General features: G+C 45.4%; 24 protein-coding genes. 18 read left to right on the top strand and 6 right to left on the bottom strand.

Features of this window, described 5'->3' with window-relative positions:
- The first annotated feature begins 126 nt into the window (after positions 1–126).
- The 3 genes from NYE23_RS17065 to NYE23_RS17055 all read left to right on the top strand — a co-directional run bounded on the left by NYE23_RS17065 (position 127) and on the right by NYE23_RS17055 (position 3,158).
- A complete protein-coding gene (locus NYE23_RS17065; protein WP_341079489.1) occupies positions 127–1,470 on the top strand; it encodes a sodium-dependent transporter in 1,344 nt (447 codons plus the stop codon).
- 193 nt (positions 1,471–1,663) lie between these two features.
- Positions 1,664–2,503 carry an STAS domain-containing protein gene (locus NYE23_RS17060; RefSeq protein ID WP_341079487.1) on the top strand — a complete coding sequence of 280 codons (840 nt, stop codon included), beginning with the start codon at positions 1,664–1,666 and terminating at the stop codon, positions 2,501–2,503.
- A 67-nt stretch (positions 2,504–2,570) separates the two neighbouring features.
- Complete coding sequence (locus tag NYE23_RS17055) at positions 2,571–3,158, top strand: SAM-dependent methyltransferase (RefSeq protein ID WP_341079486.1); 588 nt, start codon at positions 2,571–2,573, stop codon at positions 3,156–3,158.
- A gap of 38 nt (positions 3,159–3,196) precedes the next feature.
- Here NYE23_RS17055 and NYE23_RS17050 read toward each other — a convergent pair whose 3' ends face one another.
- A complete protein-coding gene (locus tag NYE23_RS17050) occupies positions 3,197–3,430 on the bottom strand; it encodes a DUF378 domain-containing protein (protein ID WP_248348991.1) in 234 nt (77 codons plus the stop codon).
- Positions 3,431–3,730: 300 nt separating this feature from the next.
- Entirely contained in the window at positions 3,731–4,612 is an 882-nt protein-coding gene (gene htpX, locus NYE23_RS17045) for a protease HtpX (RefSeq protein WP_341079484.1), read from the bottom strand.
- 177 nt (positions 4,613–4,789) lie between these two features.
- Between htpX and NYE23_RS17040 the strand changes: the two genes are divergently transcribed.
- Positions 4,790–5,521 (top strand): DUF1836 domain-containing protein, encoded by a 732-nt coding sequence (locus NYE23_RS17040; RefSeq protein WP_341079483.1) that lies wholly within the window; start codon positions 4,790–4,792, stop codon positions 5,519–5,521.
- Positions 5,522–5,685: 164 nt separating this feature from the next.
- Here NYE23_RS17040 and NYE23_RS17035 read toward each other — a convergent pair whose 3' ends face one another.
- Together NYE23_RS17035 and NYE23_RS17030 are read right to left on the bottom strand one after the other, a co-directional pair.
- Positions 5,686–7,023, bottom strand: coding sequence for an ABC transporter permease (locus NYE23_RS17035; RefSeq protein WP_341079481.1), 1,338 nt, complete (start codon positions 7,021–7,023; stop codon positions 5,686–5,688).
- Positions 7,020–7,709 (bottom strand): ABC transporter ATP-binding protein, encoded by a 690-nt coding sequence (locus NYE23_RS17030; RefSeq protein WP_341079480.1) that lies wholly within the window; start codon positions 7,707–7,709, stop codon positions 7,020–7,022. Before NYE23_RS17030 ends, NYE23_RS17035 begins: the two co-directional genes overlap by 4 nt.
- Before the next feature lie 204 nt (positions 7,710–7,913).
- Here NYE23_RS17030 and NYE23_RS17025 point away from each other — a divergent pair, with 204 nt between their 5' ends.
- Together NYE23_RS17025 and NYE23_RS17020 are read left to right on the top strand one after the other, a co-directional pair.
- On the top strand, positions 7,914–9,140 hold the full coding sequence (locus NYE23_RS17025; RefSeq protein ID WP_341079478.1) for a DUF819 family protein: 1,227 nt from the start codon (positions 7,914–7,916) through the stop codon (positions 9,138–9,140).
- Positions 9,141–9,309: 169 nt separating this feature from the next.
- Positions 9,310–10,617, top strand: coding sequence for a uracil/xanthine transporter (locus NYE23_RS17020; protein ID WP_341079475.1), 1,308 nt, complete (start codon positions 9,310–9,312; stop codon positions 10,615–10,617).
- A gap of 27 nt (positions 10,618–10,644) precedes the next feature.
- On the opposite strand, the gene NYE23_RS17015 is transcribed toward NYE23_RS17020, so the two are convergent.
- Positions 10,645–11,523, bottom strand: coding sequence for an aminoglycoside 6-adenylyltransferase (locus tag NYE23_RS17015; RefSeq protein WP_341079474.1), 879 nt, complete (start codon positions 11,521–11,523; stop codon positions 10,645–10,647).
- Positions 11,524–11,709: 186 nt separating this feature from the next.
- Here NYE23_RS17015 and NYE23_RS17010 point away from each other — a divergent pair, with 186 nt between their 5' ends.
- The 3 genes from NYE23_RS17010 to NYE23_RS17000 all read left to right on the top strand — a co-directional run bounded on the left by NYE23_RS17010 (position 11,710) and on the right by NYE23_RS17000 (position 13,895).
- A complete protein-coding gene (locus NYE23_RS17010) occupies positions 11,710–12,081 on the top strand; it encodes a hypothetical protein (protein ID WP_341079472.1) in 372 nt (123 codons plus the stop codon).
- A 331-nt stretch (positions 12,082–12,412) separates the two neighbouring features.
- A complete protein-coding gene (locus NYE23_RS17005) occupies positions 12,413–13,174 on the top strand; it encodes a MerR family transcriptional regulator (RefSeq protein WP_341079469.1) in 762 nt (253 codons plus the stop codon).
- Positions 13,175–13,346: 172 nt separating this feature from the next.
- Positions 13,347–13,895, top strand: coding sequence for a CBO0543 family protein (locus NYE23_RS17000; RefSeq protein ID WP_341079467.1), 549 nt, complete (start codon positions 13,347–13,349; stop codon positions 13,893–13,895).
- Positions 13,896–14,315: 420 nt separating this feature from the next.
- Here NYE23_RS17000 and NYE23_RS16995 read toward each other — a convergent pair whose 3' ends face one another.
- Complete coding sequence (locus NYE23_RS16995; RefSeq protein ID WP_341079466.1) at positions 14,316–14,498, bottom strand: hypothetical protein; 183 nt, start codon at positions 14,496–14,498, stop codon at positions 14,316–14,318.
- An 83-nt stretch (positions 14,499–14,581) separates the two neighbouring features.
- Here NYE23_RS16995 and NYE23_RS16990 point away from each other — a divergent pair, with 83 nt between their 5' ends.
- The 9 genes from NYE23_RS16990 to NYE23_RS16950 all read left to right on the top strand — a co-directional run bounded on the left by NYE23_RS16990 (position 14,582) and on the right by NYE23_RS16950 (position 23,262).
- Positions 14,582–14,887, top strand: coding sequence for an antibiotic biosynthesis monooxygenase family protein (locus NYE23_RS16990; protein ID WP_341079464.1), 306 nt, complete (start codon positions 14,582–14,584; stop codon positions 14,885–14,887).
- Positions 14,884–15,249 carry a hypothetical protein gene (locus NYE23_RS16985; RefSeq protein WP_341079463.1) on the top strand — a complete coding sequence of 122 codons (366 nt, stop codon included), beginning with the start codon at positions 14,884–14,886 and terminating at the stop codon, positions 15,247–15,249. Before NYE23_RS16990 ends, NYE23_RS16985 begins: the two co-directional genes overlap by 4 nt.
- Before the next feature lies 1 nt (position 15,250).
- A complete protein-coding gene (locus NYE23_RS16980) occupies positions 15,251–15,895 on the top strand; it encodes a cobalamin B12-binding domain-containing protein (RefSeq protein WP_341079462.1) in 645 nt (214 codons plus the stop codon).
- Positions 15,882–16,667 (top strand): STAS domain-containing protein, encoded by a 786-nt coding sequence (locus NYE23_RS16975; protein ID WP_341079461.1) that lies wholly within the window; start codon positions 15,882–15,884, stop codon positions 16,665–16,667. Before NYE23_RS16980 ends, NYE23_RS16975 begins: the two co-directional genes overlap by 14 nt.
- 82 nt (positions 16,668–16,749) lie before the next feature.
- Positions 16,750–17,751, top strand: coding sequence for a DUF3231 family protein (locus tag NYE23_RS16970; RefSeq protein WP_341079459.1), 1,002 nt, complete (start codon positions 16,750–16,752; stop codon positions 17,749–17,751).
- A 147-nt stretch (positions 17,752–17,898) separates the two neighbouring features.
- Positions 17,899–19,104: a benzoate/H(+) symporter BenE family transporter gene (locus NYE23_RS16965; protein WP_341079458.1), complete on the top strand. Its 1,206-nt coding sequence runs from the start codon at positions 17,899–17,901 to the stop codon at positions 19,102–19,104.
- A 94-nt stretch (positions 19,105–19,198) separates the two neighbouring features.
- Positions 19,199–20,785, top strand: a complete 1,587-nt coding sequence (locus tag NYE23_RS16960) for a helix-turn-helix domain-containing protein (RefSeq protein WP_341079457.1) — start codon at positions 19,199–19,201, stop codon at positions 20,783–20,785.
- Between the two features lie 108 nt (positions 20,786–20,893).
- A complete protein-coding gene (locus NYE23_RS16955) occupies positions 20,894–22,390 on the top strand; it encodes an aldehyde dehydrogenase family protein (protein WP_341079456.1) in 1,497 nt (498 codons plus the stop codon).
- 11 nt (positions 22,391–22,401) lie between these two features.
- Positions 22,402–23,262: an NAD(P)-dependent oxidoreductase gene (locus NYE23_RS16950; RefSeq protein ID WP_341079455.1), complete on the top strand. Its 861-nt coding sequence runs from the start codon at positions 22,402–22,404 to the stop codon at positions 23,260–23,262.

Here is a 23,262-nt window from a genome sequence, read left to right as displayed (position 1 = left end):
ACCAGCGGAAAAACAGAAGTCAGAGTCTGAATCCGGATCAACTTCGGACACAACCAGCAAGAAAACAGCTGCCAGAGTCCGAACCACCTATAAAAATAAAAAAAACTGCACAACAGGGGGGAAACTATGAGTACAAATCGAGAGCAATGGTCATCTAAATTCGGCTTTATTATGTCCTCGGCCGGTGCGGCGATTGGCCTGGGGGCCATCTGGAAGTTCCCGTACGTAGCCGGAACAAGCGGCGGTGGCGCCTTTTTGCTGATGTTTATCGCATTTACGATCCTGGTGGGTATGCCGATGCTCATTTCAGAATTTATAATCGGGCGGGGCGCACAGAAGGAAGCCGTGTCTGCCTATTATAAACTGGCGCCAAACAGCCTGTGGACGATTACCGGGAAGCTTGGGGTGATTGGCTGCTTCCTGCTGCTGAGCTTTTACTCGGTTGTTGGGGGCTGGGTGCTGATTTACACAGTTCTGTCGATCGGCGGACAAATAATCAAGCCGGGTGCAGCCTATCCGGAACTATTTGGCATGATCACTTCGACACCAAGCTGGACGCTAATGGGACTTGCTGTGTTCCTTCTTATTAATATTGTCGTCATTACATTCGGAATCCAAAACGGGATTGAAGCTGCAAGCAAATACATGATGCCGCTATTATTCATCTTTTTTATTGTGCTTGTCATACGCGCTTTGACGCTGGATGGAGCAATGGAAGGGGTCAAGTTCTTCCTGAACCCGGACTTTAGTAAAATCACAGGCGAATCTGCACTCTATGCATTGGGACAATCATTCTTTGCATTAGCAGTCGGCTTTTCCTGTATGGTCACGTACAGCTCATACCTGGATAAGAAAGTCAGCATTCCAACGTCTGCCGGATCTGTTGTCATCATGAACATCATCATCTCAGTCCTGGCAGGATTGGCGATTTTCCCGGTTGTATTTGCATTCGGATTTGAACCGGCGGAAGGCCCGGGGCTGCTGTTCATGGTCCTGCCGGCTGTCTTTTCACAGATCCCATTAGGAGAAGTGTTCCTGGCGATCTTCCTGCTGCTTTTCTTATTTGCAACCCTGACCTCATCGTTCAGCATGCTGGAAATCATCGTCTCAGCCTTCATCGAGAACGGAAAGCATTCACGGAAAAAAATCTCCTGGATCTCCGGCATAGTCATGTTTGCCGCCGGGATTCCTGCTGCGTTGTCATTCAGCCTGCTTGGAGACTTCACGATTTTCGGGAAAAATATTTTTGATGCAACCGACTACTTGGTCAGCAACATCCTGCTTCCGCTGGGCTGCCTGCTGATTGCCTTGTTTGTTTCTTTAAGAATGGACAAAGGGCTTGTAAAAGAAGAATTTCTGCTTGGCAGCGACATTTCGCCAGCCATGTACACCGCGTGGAGCATCCTGATGAAAGTGGTTGTTCCGGTTACGATTGTAGTTGTGTTTATGAGCACATTAGGAGTTATTTAAAGAGGCGCCTCTCCGGCGCTTTTTTTACTATTTCATAAAAAAATTAAATTTATGGTTTATGGGCAAAATAAAAAGGGTATAAACATTTAGAACTCTGTCATAAAAAAAGTGATCTTCAAAATCAAATTCAAGAGAAGGATTTTCTTCGCCTTAAACGAATTGTATATATATAACAAGGGGGCGTATGTTTAAAATGGAAGCAACCTACAAAGAAACAAGCGATATTGCAGGATTTATTGTTGCGAATCGTGAGAACTTTCAGCAAAAATTATTGTCAGAGGCTGTGAATGTAGCCTCTAAAATCAATGAAATTCTGCAAAGAGGGAATATTGATCTTTTAAAAAATGCCGAAAGACTGGCTTTATATGTAGCTGAAAATAGAGATGAAGAGCTGATTGCTTTTGCCAGACAGGAAGGTGTGGCCTGGGCTGAGCATTCCCTGACGCTTTCTTTTAAACTGGAATGGGTACAGGCGATCCGGCGGACTTTATGGCACTTCCTGTTCCAGTATGACAGAATTAAAGGGCAGGACAAAGTGGCTGAGGATTTCTATAGTATGGAAAAAGAAGTCAATGATCTTGTGGACCAATTTTTAAATAACTTCTTTATCAGCTATTCTGATTATAAGGATGAAATGCTTAAATCGCAGCGCAAACTGGTGGAGCATTTGTCCGTGCCGATTATTCCGGTCAGCACGTCTGTCGCAGTATTGCCGCTGATTGGCATGATTGATTCTTACCGGATTCAGACGATTGAAGAAAAAGTTCTGATGGATATCGCCTCTATTAAAATCCAGACATTAATCATGGACCTTTCCGGAATTGCCGATATGGAAGTTGATGTCATCGTCCACTTCAAAAAGATTTTGAGCGGTATCAGAATGATGGGCTGTGATGCAGTCATTACCGGTCTGCGGGCTGAGCTTGTCCGCAAAATGATTCATGCTGGAGTATCATTCCAGAGCCAGGCAGAAACAAAGGGAACTCTGCAGCAGACCTTAGGGGAATATTTAGTGATTGAACCTAAAAATTAGAACATATACAACTGCCTGTTGCTGTCCTCATTGGTACGCGGCAGGCATTTTTTAAAAGGAGCCCGCTATGAAAGATTTTGATGAATGGCTGAATATCCATACACACGGCGACCAAAAAGGCTACCACAAATCCTTTCACTACCATCGCTACGAACCTACTCCTTACGAGGGTCTGGAAAAACTGTTCAGTGAATACACGCTGAAAAGCAGTGACCGCCTCGTGGACTTCGGCTGCGGCAAGGGACGGCTGCCGTTTTATATACACCATACCTTTCGGGCTTCCGCTGAAGGTGTGGAAATGAGTGATGACTTTTACCGTGAGGCACTGAAAAATCTCCGGACATACAAAGGGGAAAAAGCAGGAATCAGCTTTAATTGCATACTGGCTCAGGAGTATGAAATCACTCCGCAGGACACTCATTTTTACTTTTTCAATCCATTTTCAGTGCAGATTTTTATGAAAGTCGTCAACAATATACTCCGATCAGCTGAAGGGACTCCGCGCAAGATGGACATTATTTTATACTACCCTTCAGAAGATTATCTATTTTATCTGGAAAACAGCACTCCATTTGAACTGGTCAATGAGGTGGCACTAAAGGGTGACGAAAACGAGCGTTTCCTGGTCTATCGCTTCAATCAAACGTTTGATTGAAATATCCCCCTTGCCAAAAGGCTGAGGGGAATATCATTTTATCTTACTGGCCTTGATTCAGGTTCTCTGTCATATTCGCGGCTTGGTTTAAAGAGGAGACCGAGATTGATCAAACCGGCAATTCCCACTAGCCCATAGACTATTCTTGATAGAACTGCATCCTGCCCTCCAAATAAGCTGGCAACTAAATCAAATTGGAAAAATCCAATCAGTCCCCAATTAATGGCTCCTATAATCGTTAGTACAAGTGCAATACGCTGGAAACCGTTCATGTTCTTGTCCTCCTCAAAATGAGTAATCATACAGCGTGCCGGCATCGGTATAAACCGTCACAGCCTTACTCCGATGCTCTTTCTGCTATATATTAGGTAGTTACCCTTTTATTGGAGGAGCAAACAATTTTTAGAGAGTTGGAGAAATAAAAAGGATGCCTGCTAAATGTGAAATTTGGGAAACGAACACTTAATTGGAGGAAAAAATTCACAAAAATGAGGAAAAGCTATCCCGCAAAAGGATAGCTTTGTTCTTTATGATATAGAAATTTCCGGTTAAAGCACTTTGCGCTTTTTTACTTACTTCGCACTCAATCGTCTAATACGCTCATCCAAATCCGGATGGGTTGAGAACAGGGAAGCTTTGCTTCTGTTATTAATCTTCAAAGTGGAAATGGCTGTCTGCTCTTCACCCTTGATGCGGCTGGAGTAGGCCTTCAGCATCTGCAGGGCATGTGTCATTTTGTCTTTGCCGGCCAGGTCAGCACCCCCGCGGTCCGCATGGAACTCACGATGGCGGGAATAGGCGAAGACGACAAGACTTCCAAGGATTGAGAAGGCGATTTGGAACACAATTACAGCGATGAAATGCACAATTGGCGCCATTTCTTCTTTGACAAAACGGGATGCCACCCACGCCGCGATTCTGGCAAGGAAGACAACGAATGTGTTGACAACCCCCTGGAGAAGAGTCATGGTGACCATGTCTCCGTTCGCAATGTGTGCCACCTCATGAGCGATGACACCTTCAATGGCATCGTCGTCCATTTCCTGCAGCAATCCAGTTGAAACTGCCACAAGCGAGCGTTTTTTCGAAGGACCAGTCGCAAATGCGTTCACTTCAGGAGAGTGGTAGATTCCAACTTCCGGCATATGCGTTAAGCCTGCCGCTCTTGAAAGGCGGTGAACCTTCTCCACGATGTCCCGTTCAGCTCCTGAAAGGGCACCATTCGGATCCAGCACCTGGACATTCATCATTTTTTTGGCCATCCAGCGGGACATCCACAGAGAAATGAAGGAGCCGGAGAAGCCAATGACCGCACTGAATACCAGCAATGCGCCAAAATCAATGCCGCCCTGGGCATTAATGTAGTTACCTCCGCCAATCAGCGAGAAAATAATGCTGATTGTCAATAGAACAAGCACGTTCGTCAATAAAAAGTAAAAAATACGTTTACCCATTTCCTCACCCTTTTTATCTATTTTGAGTTCATATGAACTTGTCATCTGACTATATAATATATTTTTTCTGTGAAAATGGCAAGCCATAACCAGGGCAAAACGGAAATAGACATTGACTGTTATCATTGAAACGATTAGGATGAAAGCATTGAATAGAGAACGCAGGGGCTGATTACCTTGGAATTATTCCAGCTATCAAGGAAAAGCATGGCTGATTTCCTGCTGTCGCTGAAGGGAGAAGGGGAGCTTTCGCCCAAACAAATCCTCCAGCAGGCATGGGCAGCCGCTCATGCAAAAAAAGGAATTTCAATGGAAGCTTTTCTCGATACGAAAATGCCGGCTATTTTTGAAAAATTGCTTCGGGCAGATTTGCAGAAAATCGGCTTTTCCATAAATGAAATTGTTGCACTGGGGAACCAGATTGAATTCACCCATTTATCTTCGAGTGCCGTTCAAAACTGGGTGAAGCGGGATGTGAAGAACCTGATTGGCAGTCCGCAGCTCGGCAAGAAATATTCAGTCGACCAGGCTGCCATGCTTTTTATCGTGGAGGATCTGAAAGCGACGCTCGATTTTGATTCTATCCGGAAAATTCTGGCTCTCCTTTTTAATGATCTCGATGACAGATCAGACGATTTGATTGAGCCGATCCCATTTTATTCTGCTTACGCGGCTATTTTTGAAAAAGCCCATCATCATAATATATTAGGCGAAAACATGCATGATGGCATTGAGAGATGCATCAAACAGGAAGCCTTGCAGACATTGGAAAGCTTTCAGGATTTTACGGATCAGCAGAAAGACATCGTCTCGAATATTCTTGTAACGGCCTCCCTCACCGTTTTATCGGCCTATTACAAGTCGCTGACAAAGAAATATGTAACGGCTACCTTGTTTTTAAATGGGTAAGCCGGGAAAGCATCGCCAGCAGAAGGCTGTGTTTTTCCTTGTCTTAATGGAGGATACAGCAGACCATCATACTGGAGGAGAGACTCAGATTATTGGGTAAAAAAAGGATGCCTGCCAGCATCCTTTTTTTGACATAAATTCACTAAACTGCAGATTTCACCCAATTAAACTTCCCGTCTCATTGCCTTCAGCACATCCACCTGTGTCGCGCGCTTGGCCGGACGCCAGCCGGAGAAGATGGTGACTGTCAGGCAAATCGCCACACTGATCAGAGTAAGGGACCAAGGAATATAAGAAAGCATGAGTCCCTCAGGCGGGGCTTCCTCAAATACTCTTTCCAGCACGAGCGGAAGGGCCAGGTTGACCGCATAGCTGATACCATAAGCGGCAATTGTGCCAAACAGGGCGCCAAGCAAGCCGATATAGCTGCTTTCAAGGACAAAGATCCGCTTAATCGTTTTCGGATGGGCGCCGATCGCTTTCATGATGCCGATATCGGGGGCCCGCTCTGTAACGGCCATCGTCATTGTATTATAAATGCCGATGGAAGCAATGATTAAAGCGATGGTTCCGATGAAGAGAAGGCCGATTTTTAGAATCGTAAAAACCATATTAATCTGCTTCATCTCGTTCACAATGGAATAAACCATATAATTGCCGTTTTTTAATTTGTCATTGATACCTGTGACAGCCTCGACATCTTTTGCGTAAAGGCTGACTCTATCGTATATTCGGCTGGTATCCCCGGAAGCCCCTTCCCCTTGCTCCGGGCTGCCGCCTGGTGTGCCGGTGAAAGCTTCGACTTCTTTAAAAATGTCTTCAGAAATGAAGACCGTGCGGATCTGCAGCCATTCTTTAGAAGGCTTCTTCGTGACCCCGGTTATGGTTAGCGGTATGGACTTTTTGACTTCTTTGCCATCCTCCATTTTGATAACTTCCATTTCAATCGTCTTTCCGACTAACTCACCCTTGTAGGCGTATTCTTCTTTTATAGAGCCATCCTCATTAAAGGAGTTTTCTCCTTCTTTCGGCTTCAGAGACAGACCATCAGCAAAGGAGGAGCCAACCACGACTTCATTTTCTTTTTCCGGGAGTCTTCCTTCAGAAAGCTCAAATCCCGCTTTCACTTCTTCCGGAAAATATGCCGAAACGGCCTCTGATTGAGCGGTATAATCATCTGTTTTAAAGATCGGGCTTTGCTGCAGAGATTGCCTGCGGGTGACTGCTTTTACCCCGGTGATTTCTTGAAAATGTTTGATATCCTCATCTTTTATGCCCTGAAAATTTCCTTCGCCCGCTTCCTTGCCGTGAACCTGGATTTCCGTAACGAGGCTGTCTTCCATTACATCCTGGATGATCGATTTATGCAGCCCGAATCCGACCGATGCCAGCACAATCAGGAAGGTACATCCAATTGCTGTGGCTAAAATCGTCATAAACAGTCTTGTTTTATTCTTTTTCATATTTTGCCTTACAAATCTGAATTGATCTTTTACATTCATGCCAACACACCCTCCATAACCCTTCCATCTGTAATTTCAATTGTCTTATGGCCGATGGATGCCACTTTTTCGTCGTGCGTAATAATCAGAAACGTAATGCCCAGATCACGGTTCAGCTCGTGAATGAACTGCAGCAGCTCGTTTTCTGTTTCACTGTCCAGGCTGCCTGTCGGTTCATCCGCCAGAATGAGGGGAGGATTCACGACAAGCGCCCGGGCGATGCTGACACGCTGCTGCTGTCCGCCGGAAAGCTCACTTGGATAATGATCCTTATATTCGATGAGTCCTACACGCTTCAACGTCTCTTCCGTCTTCTGCTGTCTTTCCTTTTCAGGCATTCCCTTGAGAATGAGAGGGAGCTCGACATTCTGGTAAGCCGTCATGCTCGGAATCAGCTGAAAGCTTTGGAAAATGAACCCGAGATTCGCCAGGCGGAAGTCAGCGAATTTGCCTTCGTTATAGTCACTGACCTTCTCGCCATGAATCCAGACTTCACCATGCTTCGGCTTAATAAAACCGCTGATGATATTCAAAAGCGTCGACTTACCTGATCCGCTCCTGCCCACAATTGTGACAATCTCGCCTTTTTCCACTGAAAAAGAAACATCCTCCAATACAGGAATAACCGTCTTCTTTTCTTTCTTCCCAATTTCAAATGCATGGCTTAATTCTCTAACTTCTATCATGCAATAACCTTCCTTCTAAAAAAGTGTCTGCCTTCTAGACGTACGAAAGGGCACATTCGGCTTCAAAAAAGTGAAAAGAAATTTTGGGTGACAGGCACCACCCGAATTTTGTCGAAACTGCTTCAGGTGATTTGAATATTTTGAATTTTAAAAGAAATAACGCTACTATAGTTAGTAGAAATTGTAAAAGGGGAGGAAACTTTATTGGAGCACTCACTTATTAAAGCCGATGATTATGTAACACTTTGGGGAATTATTGTGGTGTGGGCTTCGGCAAGCATCTATCTGGAGCAGCGATACGCTTTAGCTGCGAAAATTTCAGGGGCGATTGTTGCCCTGATTGGCGCTATCATTCTTTCTAATACGGGCATTATTCCGACAACATCGCCGGTTTACGATGCAGTCTGGACTTTTATCATCCCGCTCGCAATCCCATTGCTTCTTTTTCATGTGAATATTAAAAGAATCTGGCAGGAAAGCGGCCGGCTGCTGATTATCTTTCTGATCAGCTCCATTGGAACAGTGGCAGGTGTGATCATCAGCTTTTTCTTGCTGAAAGATCATATTCCTGTTCTCGATAAACTGGGAGCGATGCTCAGTGCATCCTATATTGGCGGCGGGGTTAACTTCGCTGCCATGGCGGCAAAATTTGAAACGCCTGGAGAAATGGTTTCAGCCGCAGTTGTTGCTGATAATTTAATGATGGCAATATATTTTGTTGTTCTGATGATGGTTCCAGCCATTGGATTTTTCCGGAGCCGGTTTAAAACGCCGCATGTAGATCAGGTGGAAAGCGGCATTATAGGAGAAGAAGGGAAGACACTTGCGGAAAGCTTTTGGAAGCGAAAGGACATTTCATTAAAGGATATCGCTTTATCCGCTGGAACGGCTTTTTTACTGGTGATTATAGCTTTTAAGATTGCTGAATTCCTGGATAAAGCCATTCCTTCCGGGGACGATGTCTCTTTCTTTATTAATCTTGTAAATGGGCTGTTTGGAGACAAGTATCTGATGCTTACTACTCTGACATTCCTGGCTCTGGCCATGTTCCCGAGATACTTTGAGTCTATTAACGGGAGCCAGGAAATCGGCACATTCCTGATATACCTGTTCTTTGTTGTGATCGGCATCCCTGCATCGATCCCGCTGATTATCGAGAATGCCCCGCTGCTGCTGGTGTTTGTGTTCATCATCGTAGCAGTGAACCTGGCCGTATCTTTAACTGCAGGCAAACTATTAAAATATGACCTCGAAGAAATCCTCCTGGCCAGCAATGCCAATGTCGGCGGCCCGACCACTGCTGCTGCCATGGCCATTGCCAAGGGCTGGAAGGACCTGATTGGGCCGATTCTCGTTGTCGGAACACTGGGCTATATCATCGGCAACTATGTCGGCACTGCGCTTGGACTATGGTTTTCCGGACTTATGTAAAAATGGAGCAGAGCCCGCAATGGATTTTGCGGGCTTTTCCTATTCGCCGCCGCATTCTGCAATTTCCACTCTTTTTCAAGATAAACCCAAAGAAATTTCTCGAAATTTGTACTATAATAATAGCTAGTTATTTTAGAGAAACGAAATAATAGAAAGAAGTGTTGGCATCTTGGATAAACGGTTTGGTACCGTGACGATATTTTCTTCTGTTCAATGGCTATTTTTTATTTTTGCAAATACCGTGATGGTCCCGATTTCAGTAGGAACCGTCTTCGGGCTTCCGGGTGAAACGATTGCGATGATGCTGAGAGCCTCGCTTATCTTTACGGGGCTGGCTACCATTTTTCAGGGCTGGAAAGGGCATCGCTATCCGCTTATGGAAGGTCATTCCGGCTTGCTGTGGGGAGTCATCCTGAACCTTGGCCTGTCGGCATCCTCCCTTGGAATGAGTTTTCCAGAAATCGGAGGCGGAATTGCGACAGGGGTGATGCTCGCTTCGGGTGTCACGCTGATCCTCGCAGCATTCAACGGCATTTCACTTCTGAAAGCAATCTTCAGCCCGATGGTGATGTCCGTTTATTTGTTTCTATTAACCTTCCAGCTGATTTTCATCTTTTTTAAAGGCATGATGAAGGTCGGCGAGCAGGGCACCATTGATGTGCCGATTACGCTTTATTCCTTCGTCCTCGTCATTTTTGTGAGTTTATTAAAATTAAAAGGGAACGCCCTCATCAGTAATTTTTCCATATTAATAGGATTGCTGGCAGGGTGGATCGGCTATGATCTCCTGTTTGCCGGTGAAGCAGTGCAGGGAACGGCATCCGAAGGTGTGAGCTTTACACTCTTTCCGCTGGGCCAGCCTAACCTGGAAATCGGAATTGTGGCAGTAGCCTTCTTTGCGTGTCTGATGAACCTGAGCAACACAGTCGCTTCAATCAGTTCCGGTGACCGCCTATTTAAAAAGGAATCCGGGAAGCGCGAGTACCGCGGCTCGATCTTTATCACCTCGGTATTCACCGTAATTGGAAGCGGCTTTGGCCTTGTGCCGTATACGCCATTCACTTCATCGATTGGGTTCCTGCAGAGTACGCGCGTATTGATGAGAACACCCTTCTTCATTGGGGGAGCGCTCTTAACTGTAATTGGCCTGGTCCCGCACTTGGGCTCATGGCTCGCCGGCATGCCGGTAACAGTCGGGAACGCCGTGCTGTTTGTCGCGTATCTGCAGCTGTTCGGGACTGCTTTCAACAGCTTAAGCGGAAAAGTGTTCAACTCAGACACCATCTTCCGTTTAGCGGCACCCGTCCTGATTGGAATCAGCCTTATGAATACACCGTCTGCCGTGTTCGCAGAATTCCCTGTATTAATTCAGCCATTCATCTCAAACGGGCTGCTTATGGGCGTCCTGATCTCCATTCTTTTGGAAAAAATGGTGAACTGGTCTGCGTTCGAACAGCTCGAGTTAAAGAACAACTAGAAAAATCCCCTGAGCGAAGGGGATTTTTTAATAGATGGATTGGGCGTCTGCAGGCAGGCTGCTGACATGCTTTATGAATCCGGTCACACGCTTATCATCTTCAAATGGGTACTCAAAGCCAAGTTTCTCCGCGACCTCAACAGCTGTATTTCTGAAAAGGGAGCACATGGTAAAAAGGGCATCCCAGATGTGTTCAAATTCGGCGTCTGAGTATGTAGCCTGAAAATGTTCCCATTCCCCGGCGGAAAGATATTCGGGCAGATACTTGCCGGCTTTGCCTGCGCTCTTTCTAAAATCGGCTGCGATGCCGGCCTTCCATTCCAACATGGTTATGATCACATTGCGATTGATCTGCTCATGCATAAACATCGCGTAAGTAAGTTCCCGGCGCCAAAGCCCTTTGCTGATATTCATCGTAATCCACCAAAACTCATTGCACAAATCGGCAAACTCTTTCGCATCCGGCTTCTTAATGTGGTAATCTTGGTCACTGGCTGGCGGCAGGGACCCAATCAGCCCATCCTTATCAAGAAGCAGCACACTCAGGCTGTCAGGCTCCAGCAGATCATCCATCCTTTCAGCCGGAATCAAAGTCAGATCGATCCGGTTCCCGTCCATAAACTGCATGAGATAAGGGAAGCGGCCGTTCCCATCGGCAAGTGAGTGCACCTTCTCCTCAGGCATCTGCATCATCACCCGCTCTCCAAACACATCCACCCAGCTATGATCACAGGTGAAAGATTCCATTTCCCTAACGATGTACACAATATCAAAATCCTGAAAAATATCCTTCTTCACATTTGGATTCGCGCGAGATCCATTCAAAATAACCGTGCGGACCCGCTCATCTTCCTTGGCGGTTCCTAAAATCAGATTCATCATCTCGGTTTCAGTTCTTGACTTCATGTGGCCTCCTGTTTGTTTGGTTATACTTTTAAGATACCATCAAAACATTAAGCCTCCTACTAGTTAATTCCATTTTACAACATCTCTATGAATGCGCATTTAAGAACGTATGTTCTTGAACCGTGCATAAATCCGCCGCTACCTAAATAAGATGAAGTATCATCCAAGAAAAGAGGCGATCGAACCATGATAACAAAAGAGATGCTGGTCCGTTTTGATGAGCTGAACCGCAGGAAAAAGGATCTGGAAGCAGAACTGGATAAATTGAAAGACCTGTTCCACCAGTATTTTGATACAGCAGTGGGACAGAATGAAAAAGGGGAAGTCAAAATTGATAGCTACAAATTGCAGAGGCAGATTAGAAGGACGGAAAAGTTTGATCCAGTTCCAACTGTCAGCAAACTGGAGCAGCTGAATCTTATCGATCTAATTCAAAAGCGTCCGGATGAAGGTAAAATAAAATCAGCCATGGACCTTGGATTGATTAAGGAAGCTGACCTGGAAGGATGCAGAATCTCCAGGACCACCGCCGCTCTCCTGATAAAAAAACTGAATTAATTTTTTTATAAAAAATGTTTGACCTTCACGCTGCGTAAAGGTGTATCGTTATTAACAGAAAGTACTTTCTATAACTTTTCATTCTCTAGCTGCAGCGCCTAGCCCCTCGGGGTCATAAGTAAATCACTCCAGAAATCAGGACAAGGAACGCTTCGTCAGCGATACATCGCCCGACCAAAGCTTGCTTTAGGAGATTTCCTGCGTGATTCGTCTTATGCCTGTCGGGCTTGCACAGGATGTGCTGACTTCAACGTTCGCCACATGACTCGGCGGTTTATAGTTTAAGTTCATCTGGAGGCGCTTACGCTTTTCTTGAAAGGAGGACTATCGCATGGAATACACAGTGCATAAGCTCGCGCAGCTGGCCGGGGTCAGCTCGAGGACCCTCAGGTATTACGATGAAATCGGGATTCTTAAGCCGGCAAGAACCAATTCGTCGGGATACCGGATTTATAGCCAGCAGGAAGTTGACAGGCTGCAGCAGATTCTGTTTTACAGAGAACTTGGCGTCAGCCTCGATCAGATCAAAGATATCATTACAGCACCGGTTTTCGATGCTGCGGATGCGCTGAAGGAGCACCGCGAGAAACTCCTTGAGAAAAGAAAGCAGCTTGATCTGCTTATTACAAATGTAGAAAAAACGATAGCTTCAGCAGAAGGGAGAACAACCATGTCAGATAAAGAAAAGTTTGAAGGATTCAAAAAGAAAATGATTGAAGATAACGAGAAGCAATACGGAAAAGAAATCCGCGAAAAATATGGTGAGGAGACAGTAGATAATTCGAATGCCAAACTCATGAACATGACCCGGGAGGAACATGAGGCTGTAACCAAACTTGCTGAAGAGGTGAACAGTACCTTAGCCCAGGCCATGGAAACAGGCGATCCGGCGGGCGGGCTTGCTCAAAAAGCAGCCGGCCTGCATAAGCAATGGATCACATTCTATTGGAGCGAATACAGCAAAGAGGCCCACGCAGGCCTGGCGGAAATGTATGTGGCAGATGAAAGGTTTAAAGCTTATTATGATAAAATTCAGACTGGTGCCGCTGAGTTTTTAAGGGATGCAATCAAGATTTATACTGGACAGCAATAGGAATGAAAGCGGCTGGCTCTGCCCGGCCGCTTTTTTATGGCTGAATACGCCGCTAAGAGGATAATTGCGCTATCTGCCAATAGTTCACTAAAACCATCTGCTTACTGTATGTAACTTCTTCCAAAGGGGAAAATGAGTAACAAGATACAAACTCAAAATGGCAGGTGACGAGATGAGCCGCATTCCTTCCTATAAAGATGAGCAAACCCTAAGGGGAAAATTAAGGGATGTTTCTCTTGACCATTGGCTGAATGAGGATTTGTTCAGCTTTAATTGGTGGCTGCTGCTGGCTGCGAGCATTTTGCCATTTTTTATTTGGTGGAAGCTGGTGGATAAGAGCAGGTTATTTGAAATTATGACTTTTGGCTTAATCTGTGCGATCTTTGCCTGTTTTCTGGATGTTGTGGGAGTGAGCTTTCTTTTGTGGGGATATCCCGATAAGCTGTTTCATTTTATTCCGCCATTAGTGCCAGCAGATTTTGTGGTCATTCCGGTGTCAGGGATGCTGATTTACCAGTACTTCAGCTCCTGGAAAAGCTATGCTGCTGCAGCAGCGGGCCTGGGAATCCTGTTTGCTTATATCTTTGAACCATTATTTAGCTTCTTAAATATGTTTGTGCTCATACATTGGAAGCATACTTATTCGTTCATAGGCTTTATCCTCTTTTTTCTGGGTATTCGCCTTTTGATGATGGGTTTGAAGAGCGCCGCAAAAAAATAAAGCAAGCGGTCAGCAATGCTGGCCGCTGTTTTACCGGATTAATAGTGGGAGCTGTGGGAACATTTTTTACAGCAGCTGTAATGCCGCTCAAATGAGCATTTTTTGCAGGTGCAATGATGAATTTCAGGTTTGCATTTTTTACAGGAACAGCTTTTATGTTCAGATGAACATTTTTTGCAGGGACAATGGTGTTTAAAATCGCTTGTGCATTTCTTGCAGCCGTGATGTTCAGGCTTTTCTTTCTTTTTGCAGCAAACCTTTTTCTTATAATAAAATTCTTCTTCCACACAATAATGGCACATGGGTTTCACTCCTTTCTCCTTCTAATATATGAAGGGGAAACCAGAAGGAAAGAGCCCTTGTCCATATTGCTTAAAAAATCCGCAAATGCCCCCTCATTTTTGAGGGGGCTGTTCACAGTTAATTAACGGTATCGGGAATCACTTTAACTTTTTTCTGCTTTTTCTTTAACCAGCCAAAACGGAGACTGGACACAGAGAACAAGCGGTAAACCGCCGGAATCAGGAGAAGCGTAATAAAGGTAGCAAACAGCAGTCCGGAAATAATGAGGTTGCCGGCAAATAATAAAACCGCCGACTCCAACCTATAACCCTTCCAAAATGACAATCCAAAACGGTATGTTATACTGAAGAAGCCATAAAACTCCCAAAATTGGAGGAGAGTACATGTACACTGTTTTTTCAACATTCGACGTTCCCGATGAAAAGTCGGAAGAAGTCATTCGTATATATAAGAATCGCTCGCGGTCAGTCGATCAGGCAGAGGGGTTTGTCGATTTTCTGCTGCTGCAGAATGATAAGCGCGCAGGTGAACTGACTGTGCAGCTCATTTTTAATACAAAAGAAAACTATTTAAGCTGGGTCCGGAGCGAAGATTTTAAGAGGATTCATGATCTGGAGAAAAAGTATCCGGATCAGGAGCTCGCTGCCGTGGTTCCGAAGGTTTCTCAATATAAGGTGGTGGCTAAGTGAATCATGATAAGATCGTAAATAGTGTTACCGAAAAAATTTATGAGCGTGAGCCTTCCCTTATGGAACGGTTCGGCGAACAGGGAAAAGAGAAGTGCCGGGAAGACAATCATCATCATATGAAGCATCTTGAGACAGCTTATGAGATGGATCAGTCTGCTTTTTTCAATGATTATGCAGTCTGGCTTAATGGCATTTTAACCAGGCATGGGATGAAAAGCCGGCATCTGATCGAGAACTTCGAAATCATTCAGGCTGTACTGGCTGAAGAGAAAGAGTCTGCGGAGAAGGCAGAACGGTTCCATCTTTACCTGGCGGAAGCCATTGCTTTCTTGAAAGGTGAACCATCGAAAGGGGGCGCGTAGTATGCAGCAGGCAGAAACACTTGCTTCCTTATTACTTGAGGGTAATTCCGGAAAAGTTTGGGAAAATATCCGAAAACACCCGGAGCTATCGCGTATCGAGGTTTATCAAAATCTGATTACACCTGCGATGCAGCACATCGGCCACCTGTGGGAGACGAATCAAATCACAGTGGCAGATGAGCATCTGGCAACAGCTACATGTGATTTTGTACTGTCAAAACTCGCTTACCAAAGTGAAAAAAGACAATCACGCCAAAAAGCCATGTTTCTCTGCCTGGATGGGGAACAGCATTATATTGGTTTGAAGATGGTTAACAGCCTTTTTGAAGAGCATGGCTGGGAGACGAAGTATTTTGGTCCAAGTCTCCCTTTGGAATATGCGCTGAAAACGGCAAAAGACTGGAAGCCCAGTGTAATCGGCCTGTCAGTGACCATCGTCTATCACCTGCCGAAGCTGACGGAATATGCCGAGGCATTTGCCAAGCTGCCGCATAAGCCGGCTGTTATCCTTGGCGGGCGGTTAGCAGGGAAGTATGACCTGCTTCCGTATTGTTCCGATCGTACGGTTATCCTTAAGGATTTGCCGGAAACAAAGAAATGGCTTCAGAATTATGAAGCGGGAGGACAGCAAAATGCAATATTTTAATCATGCGCTTCCGCTTGCGTTTTTAAAAGCTGACAGAAACGGAAAAATAGTAAGCTACTCCACTATCGCACGGGAAAGATTTGACCTGAGCGGGGGACATCTAAAAGGAATCATCGATGAAGAAAGCATCGAAAAGCTGATTCAATACAGCTGGGAGCCCGGTGTGGATCCTGTAAAGCTGGAGCTGAATATGAAAACCCGGGAATTGCCTCTTTGTTTATTTGAGGTTCATATCCAATGGGACAGCGAGGATCATGCCAATATGCTGTTTCTGCCCAAAGACAGCTCAAACGAGGGACTGATGGATAAACTGATGCAGCTGCAGCATCGCCTGACCTCCACCGACTTTGAACTTTTGGAGAAAAAGGAAGAGCTGGAGCAGGTGCTGACCCGCCTGAATCAATTGTCCGGGCCGTTTATACCGCTGTCTGAAACGCTTTGTCTGATCCCTTTATTTGGCGATATAACCGCGGATAAAATCAACGTTATTTCCGAAAGCTGCCTTAAGGCTGTCTTTGCGGGCGAATATGACGAAATTCTTTTTGATCTGACAGCTGTTGGAGAAATTGAAGGAAAAGGCATAGAGAAATTCACCCAGCTGATTAAAACATTGAACTTCATGACAGGCAGCATTATCAAATTGATCGGCATAAAGCCAAATTTGGCAGAAGTGCTGAATAACTATAAGCTTGATGAGTGGGTGCAGATTGATCAGTCTCTGAAGCAGGTTTTAAATGTTTATTTTAACCGGAATGAACTGGGGGCCTCTTAGGGGGTCTTTTTTTTGCAGAAAAACGCATGATTTTAACATTTGAAGGGAGGATAGTAATAACTTTAATAATGGGGGAAAATACATGCTTGAAAGACCACCGATTACGTCTAATGAACTGGCTACACTTTGGATGACTTACCAGCAAAAAACCATGTTCTTCAGAATGCTTGATCATTTTATTGAAAAGTCAAATGACGAAGAAGCGAAAAATATCATGTCCGATTTACAGGAAGAAATAGCTGCTTTTATCCAAAGAGTTGCTGGGATCATGAAAGAGGAAGGGGCGGCCATTCCTGTCGGATTTACCGAACAGGACGTGATAGCTGATGCACCGGCATTATTCGCCAACGGATTTGATATCATGTTTGTACGCCTGATGAAATCAATCAGCATGGGGCTGCACACTCTGCATCTAAGCATGTCTTACCGGGAAGATATTATCTTATTGTATAGAGATCTTACCACAATGACCCAGGAATATTCCAGAAAATGCACCCAATATCTGCTGGGAAAAGGTCTGCTGATCCGTGCGCCTTTTGTGACTATGCCTGAAAAGACTGAATTTGTAAAGGATACAAATTATTTAAAGGGTACAAACCTGCTGGGAAGTAAACGGACAATCAACACGGTTGAGCTCAGCCAGCTGTATTTTACGATTGAAGCCAACATGACGGGCATGCAGATGATTACGGGCTTTGCCCAATGTGCCCAGGAAAAAGAAGTACGGAAGTATTTTTCCGAAGGCGTGGAACTGGCAAAGGGGATTATTAGCGAATTTACGGACATGCTGCTCGAAGATGGAATCCAAACCCCAATTGGTCCAGGCGGCCAAGCCACCCGTTCTACTGCTGCTCCCTTCTCCGATAAGCTTATGATGTACTGTATTAGTCTGTTTTGCAGCTTTTCGATCGGGAAAAATGCCATCGGAACAGCCTTCAGCCTGCGAAACGATATCCCGGCCAAAGCGGCTATCTTTACAAAAGACATTTTCGAATACGCCCACCGCGGAGCCAAGGTCATGATCCAAAACGGCTGGATGGAAGAACCGCCGCAAATGGAAGAGCGCCGGAATCTCATAAAGTGACAGGTACCACCCGAAATTTGTCGATAATAGAGAAATATCCTTCGAGGGTATTTCTTTTTTTTGTTTCTAAATGCGAAATAGTTTGACAATTCACTTGTTTAAAATCATGATAGTAAGTAAAATAATCGGAAGTCGGGGGCAGGATAAATGGGTTTGCCGAAGGAGAGGTATAGCGGTTACAGTCAAAAAGTACAGAATGGTTCACTACTAAGGGACCTGACAGCGGAAAATATTTCATCTGGAATCATTGCAAGCACGCTGGTTATGACCGGGCCGGCACTGATCATCCTGCAGGCGGCATCAGCAGGGGGATTCACGGATCAGCAGACGATTAACTGGATGTTTGCGGTTTATTTTTTCGGCGGTGTTTACAGCATTCTCATGCCGCTTCTATATCGCATTCCCATTACAGGGGGGCATTCGATTACAGGTGCTGCATTTTTGGCGACGGTGACTGCGCAATACTCGTATCCTGATCTGATTGGCGGGTATGTGATATCCGGGCTGCTGATTTTTCTGGTCGGAATTTCCGGCCTGTTTACAAAAATCATTGGCTGGGTGCCTAAAGAGGTCATCGCCTCCATGCTTGGCGGGCTTGTTGCCGGCTATGTCGTCAAACTCGTGCCTGCCATACAGGAACTGCCTGTTGTCGGTGGAGCAGCGTTAGTCAGTTTTCTGCTTTTTACGAGATATGTGAAAAAGTTCCCGCCTGTGCTCGCGGCTGTTGCAGTTGCCTTTTCTGCATTGTTTTTAACAGCTGATTTAAAACCTGCTAAAGAAATTGCTTATTTTCTGCCTTCTATCCAATTGCCTGAATTTAGCTGGATGGGGCTCGTAACAATTGCCCTCCCGCTCGCAATGCTGATTCTGAGCAATGATGCAGCACCAGGAATCGGGGCATTGGAAAGCGAGGATTTCAAGCCCCCTATTCGCAAAATTGTCTCATCAAGCGGTATTTTCTCGGTAATCACCAGCTTCTTTGGCGGACAATGTGCCAATATCGCGGGCATGATGAGCGCCATCTGTGCAGGACCGGATTCAGGGCCGAGGGAGAAAAGGTATATGGGAGCAGTTGTGTCAGGCGCGATTACGATTGTTTTCGGCATATTTGCCTGGAAAATCGTGCCCTTTATCCAGTCGCTTCCCCAAGCTTTTGTTTCATTGCTGGCAGGGTTCGCCCTGATTGGCGTCCTCCATTCCAGCCTGCAAACGGGCTTTACCGGAAACCGGTACAGGCTAAGTGCCCTCGCAGCCTTTATAGTCACTTTATCAGGCATGAGCTTTCTTCATATCAGCGCTCCTGTTTGGGGACTTGTTGCGGGGGCGGTATTGGCGCGGACGGTGGAGAGGTAGTGAAATGAAAAGGATAGTTTGTCAGAAAAATAGATAGGTTGAACAATAATAGACTGTAATGACATTCACTAACCTATTAGAAAGGAGAACAGCCATGACCATGATGCAGAATAAAATCTCAAGTCTCCTGGAAATTAATCGCAGTCTAACCCAGTCTCTTGAACTGGAGGAGATACTAAAGAGACTGGTACAAGCAGCCTTTGATTTAGTAGATCATGCTGATACCACCATTCTTTACACATTAAAGGAAGATGGATTATTACATTTTTCCAGTGGGGTTGGGGTTGATAGTGACTTTATGAGCCAGGTGAAGTTTGAGCCTGGAGAATCCCTGACTGGACAGGTTTTTCTGACTAAGAAAGGCGTAATTGCTTCAGGGAGTGAGTTCAGGGAGCATATGAGCCGGATGAATGAGATAAATTATATTCACTTTTTTAATGGCGTCTTCCAGAGAGATGTGAAAAGCGGAATCGTCGTCCCGTTGGTTTATAAAGAAGATTGCATCGGTGTTCTTGTGGTGGATAACTTCGACAGGGATGTACAATTTACTGAAGCGGACTTTCAAGTGCTGGAGGTGGTGGCAGACCAGGCAGCTATTGCCATCATGAACTCGAAGCTTTACGAAGAAGTCAGGCGGAAAAATGAGGAACTTAGCCAATCCCTTGATATCCACCGGCAATTCACGAAGATTCTGCTGGAGGGAAGGGGGACTTCGTATATCCTGGATACGATCAGTCATATCTTGAGTACCCCGGTAATTTTTGCAGAGTTGCCAGTTGAGCCATCCCATTCATTTCCGATCATAAATTCCAACGAACTTTTCGGATATTTCCTTTTGAATGAGCCTATTGAGCGTTTGACCAATATCCAGAAGGCAGCTCTTGAACATGCTTCAACGGCTTTGTCACTGGAGTTTGTCAGGCAGAATACGCTTTTTGAAAAAGAGATGCATCTTAGAGAAGAGGCATTTCATGATTTGATTAATGGCGGACGTCTGAATGCAAGAATTCTGGAAAAATTTCGCCTGAACGAGAAAAGCAGCATCGCCTGTATGATGGTGGACTGCAAGTCTGGTTTTCTATGGGACGCAGCCTCCATCTTACAAAAAGAAAAGCTTATCCGATTGATTGAGCAGATCATCATGAAATACTGTGAAACCTCAGTCGTTTTTACGAAATCAAACCAAATCATAGCACTACTGGTGAATGGACGGAAAAAGTATGACCATTCTCTTGCTGATGCTATTCAGAAAAAAGTGAACAGAGCTGTCATAGGTTTGGGCAGGGAGGTTGCTTTGACAGATATGACAGATACTTATCAGGAAGCTGCCAAAGCTTTATCATTTGCTAAAAACCATTATCACAAAACCTTTATCACTTATTCTGAGCTTGGTGCTGAAAGACTGTGGCTCAACACCGACCGGAGCTTGCTGAATAAATTTGTCTCCGATAAAATAGGCCCTCTTTTAAAAATGGAGCCTGAATACTTAAAAACGATGCAAGCCTTTCTGGCAAATAATCAAAGCCATAAACAAACAGCAGAAGAGATGCATATCCACCCCAATACCCTGGCATACCGGCTGAAAAAAATCGAGAGCGAGCTGCAGCTTGATTTTTCCCGGAAAGAAGATTGGATTACAGTTGTCCTGGCCTTCCAGGTTTTCGATTTTTTAAACCCTTAATTGGGGATTGCCACAAAGAAGGGGAGGAATATTTGTCTATCGGCACGTGTACATGTAATTTTCTAAATATTATAATAATATCAATTTAATAGGATAAGGGGAGATTGGATGAGTACAGAGGTCAATAGCCAGAAAACAGTGGCCGTCAATGCGGGGGCAGAAACTTTTTACAATTATATTGGCGGGGAATGGGTTCCTTCTGCGACAGGTGAAACGTATCCGAGTGTGAATCCGGCAAATACAGATGAGGTACTGGGTTATTTTCAGAAATCGAATGAGATTGATGTGCAGAAAGCAATTGAGAGTGCAAAGAGAGCTTTTCTCGAATGGAAAAATACATCTCCAATCAGCCGGGGGGACATCCTTTTTAAACTGATCTTTCTCATTCAGCAGGAAAAAGAGGAATTAGCTGAAATCATTACGAAGGAAGTCGGCAAAACAATCGAGGCCGCCCGAAAGGAAGTGGATGCAACGGTTCAGGCTCTGAAGCACTTCAGCGGTGAGGCTAACCGGATTTTAGGTGAAACCGTGCCTGCAATTGATCCGAAAACCTTTGCCTGCACGATTCAGGAGCCGCTGGGAGTGGTGGCTGTCGTTACGCCATTTAATTTTCCGCTCGGAATCGCCATCTATAAAATTGCACCTTCCATGCTGGCAGGAAATACGATCATCTATAAGGCCGCAAGTGACACGTCTTTAATCGCAGTGAAGGTAGTCGAGCTGTTTGAAAAAGCGGGAATGCCAGAAGGTGTGCTGAATATGATCACAGGACCTGGTTCTGTCGTGGGAGAAGAGCTTGGAAACAATCCGGAAATTAAGGCAGTCTCGTTTACAGGCTCCTCAGATGTGGGGATCCATCTTGGCAAGCTTGTGACAGCCCATGGCGGAAAAATGCAGGCAGAAATGGGCGGGAAGAATGCGACGATCATTCTGGAGGATGCCAATTTGGAAGAGGCTGTCCAGAGTGTGGTCATCAGCGGATTTTACAATAACGGCCAAAGCTGTACGGGAACCAGCCGCGTTATTGTGCCCCGGTCCATTTCGCGAAAGGTCATTGATTTATTAGTTGAAAAAGCGAAGCAAGTAAAAGTCGGCAATGGGGTGCGGGAAGGATTTGACAACGGTGCAGTTGCGAATAAGCATCAACTTAATACGTATCTCCATTATGTGAATAGCGCCATCGAAGAAGGCGCGGTACTCGAATATGGCGGAAAACAGCTGAAGGATGGCGATATGGCGAAAGGCTATTTCGTCGCTCCGACTGTTTTCAGTAAAGTGACGAAGGATTTTACAATCGCTCAGGAAGAGATTTTTGGGCCGGTTGTGGCCGTGATGGAAGTGGATTCTTACGAAGAGGCGATTGAGCTAGCAAATGATACGGACTTTGGCTTGTCGTCTGCCATTTTTACGAATGACCTTCAGAAAGCATTCGATTTTGTCCGGAAAATTGAAACAGGGGTCACGCACGTGAATATACCATCCAACCATTATGAAAACCAGCTCCCGTTTGGCGGCAAAAAAACATCCAGCATCGGGCCGCGTGAACAGGGCAGCACGGCTTTGGATTTTTGGCTGGATACAAAGACTGTTTATATTAAACCTTAAGGAGGGAGAGGATGAAAAACTTAGGTGTAATTGGCTGCGGGGCCATGGGAAAGGGCATTGTGAAAAATTTAGTCAAAAACGGGTATAAGGTGAATGCTTATGATCCAAGTCAGGATGCACTGGCGAAATGCGAGGAGCTGGGGGCTATTCCCCGGTCTTCTCCATACGAGGCAGCAAGACAAGCGGATCTAGTAATTTCTTCATTGCCTGGACCAAGTATTGTCAAGGATGTTATGATGGGTGGAAGCGGGGTCTTTTCCGCTTTAAAGCCTCACAGTTTCGTGCTGGATATGAGCACCATAGATCCAAAAACAGCCCAGGAGTTGAATCAGGCTGCAAAGGAGCAAGACATCCATTTTTATGACTGTCCGTTAAGCGGGGGACCAAAGGGTGCTGATGCCGGCACGCTGACCATTATGGTTGGGGGAGACGATAAATTCTTGCCGGACATTCGCCCGGTTCTGGAGAGCGTTGGAAAAGATATTTTTCTGCTCGGTCCTTCGGGATCAGGACAGGTGGCAAAGTTGTGCCACAATATGCTGGTTGCTTTAACGACTGCAGGCCTGGGGGAGGTCCTTGCAGTTGGGGAGAAAGCCGGTGTCAGCCGGACTCAGCTGGCGGAAGTCATTCAAAGCGGGTCTGCACATAATCGCGTCCTGACCGTATTCGGTGAGAATATCCTTCAGCATACATACGGGAATGTGCTGTTCAGCCTGGAGCACATGAATAAGGATATTCACTTATACAAAGAGACAGCCGAATTTTACAGAGAAGATTCACCTTTGGGTCAGCTGGTTTGCGATATCTATGGGAAGGCGATGGAGCAAGGAAAGGGCAAGCTTGATTCTTCCGCTGTGTGCGGATCTATCTAG

This window comes from Cytobacillus sp. FSL H8-0458 (genome assembly GCF_038002165.1).
GTDB lineage: Bacteria > Bacillota > Bacilli > Bacillales > Cytobacillaceae > Cytobacillus.
The sequence above is the reverse complement of the archived record's forward strand: the minus strand, read 5'-3'. Positions and strand labels throughout refer to the sequence as shown.

Bases quoted from the DNA above. Each gene is read 5' to 3' on its own strand.
- NYE23_RS16980 (WP_341079462.1), top strand. From the start codon at position 15,251: ATGCAGCAGGCAGAAACACTTGCTTCCTTATTACTTGAGGGTAATTCC.
- NYE23_RS17010 (WP_341079472.1), top strand. From the start codon at position 11,710: ATGATAACAAAAGAGATGCTGGTCCGTTTTGATGAGCTGAACCGCAGG.
- NYE23_RS16960 (WP_341079457.1), top strand. From the start codon at position 19,199: ATGACCATGATGCAGAATAAAATCTCAAGTCTCCTGGAAATTAATCGC.
- NYE23_RS16990 (WP_341079464.1), top strand. From the start codon at position 14,582: ATGTACACTGTTTTTTCAACATTCGACGTTCCCGATGAAAAGTCGGAA.
- NYE23_RS17000 (WP_341079467.1), top strand. From the start codon at position 13,347: ATGAGCCGCATTCCTTCCTATAAAGATGAGCAAACCCTAAGGGGAAAA.
- NYE23_RS17065 (WP_341079489.1), top strand. From the start codon at position 127: ATGAGTACAAATCGAGAGCAATGGTCATCTAAATTCGGCTTTATTATG.
- NYE23_RS17015 (WP_341079474.1), bottom strand. From the start codon at position 11,523: ATGAAGTCAAGAACTGAAACCGAGATGATGAATCTGATTTTAGGAACC.
- NYE23_RS17005 (WP_341079469.1), top strand. From the start codon at position 12,413: ATGGAATACACAGTGCATAAGCTCGCGCAGCTGGCCGGGGTCAGCTCG.
- NYE23_RS16955 (WP_341079456.1), top strand. From the start codon at position 20,894: ATGAGTACAGAGGTCAATAGCCAGAAAACAGTGGCCGTCAATGCGGGG.
- NYE23_RS17060 (WP_341079487.1), top strand. From the start codon at position 1,664: ATGGAAGCAACCTACAAAGAAACAAGCGATATTGCAGGATTTATTGTT.
- NYE23_RS17035 (WP_341079481.1), bottom strand. From the start codon at position 7,023: ATGAATGTAAAAGATCAATTCAGATTTGTAAGGCAAAATATGAAAAAG.
- NYE23_RS17055 (WP_341079486.1), top strand. From the start codon at position 2,571: ATGAAAGATTTTGATGAATGGCTGAATATCCATACACACGGCGACCAA.
- NYE23_RS17050 (WP_248348991.1), bottom strand. From the start codon at position 3,430: ATGAACGGTTTCCAGCGTATTGCACTTGTACTAACGATTATAGGAGCC.
- NYE23_RS16970 (WP_341079459.1), top strand. From the start codon at position 16,750: ATGCTTGAAAGACCACCGATTACGTCTAATGAACTGGCTACACTTTGG.
- NYE23_RS16965 (WP_341079458.1), top strand. From the start codon at position 17,899: ATGGGTTTGCCGAAGGAGAGGTATAGCGGTTACAGTCAAAAAGTACAG.
- NYE23_RS16950 (WP_341079455.1), top strand. From the start codon at position 22,402: ATGAAAAACTTAGGTGTAATTGGCTGCGGGGCCATGGGAAAGGGCATT.
- NYE23_RS17030 (WP_341079480.1), bottom strand. From the start codon at position 7,709: ATGATAGAAGTTAGAGAATTAAGCCATGCATTTGAAATTGGGAAGAAA.
- NYE23_RS16975 (WP_341079461.1), top strand. From the start codon at position 15,882: ATGCAATATTTTAATCATGCGCTTCCGCTTGCGTTTTTAAAAGCTGAC.
- htpX (WP_341079484.1), bottom strand. From the start codon at position 4,612: ATGGGTAAACGTATTTTTTACTTTTTATTGACGAACGTGCTTGTTCTA.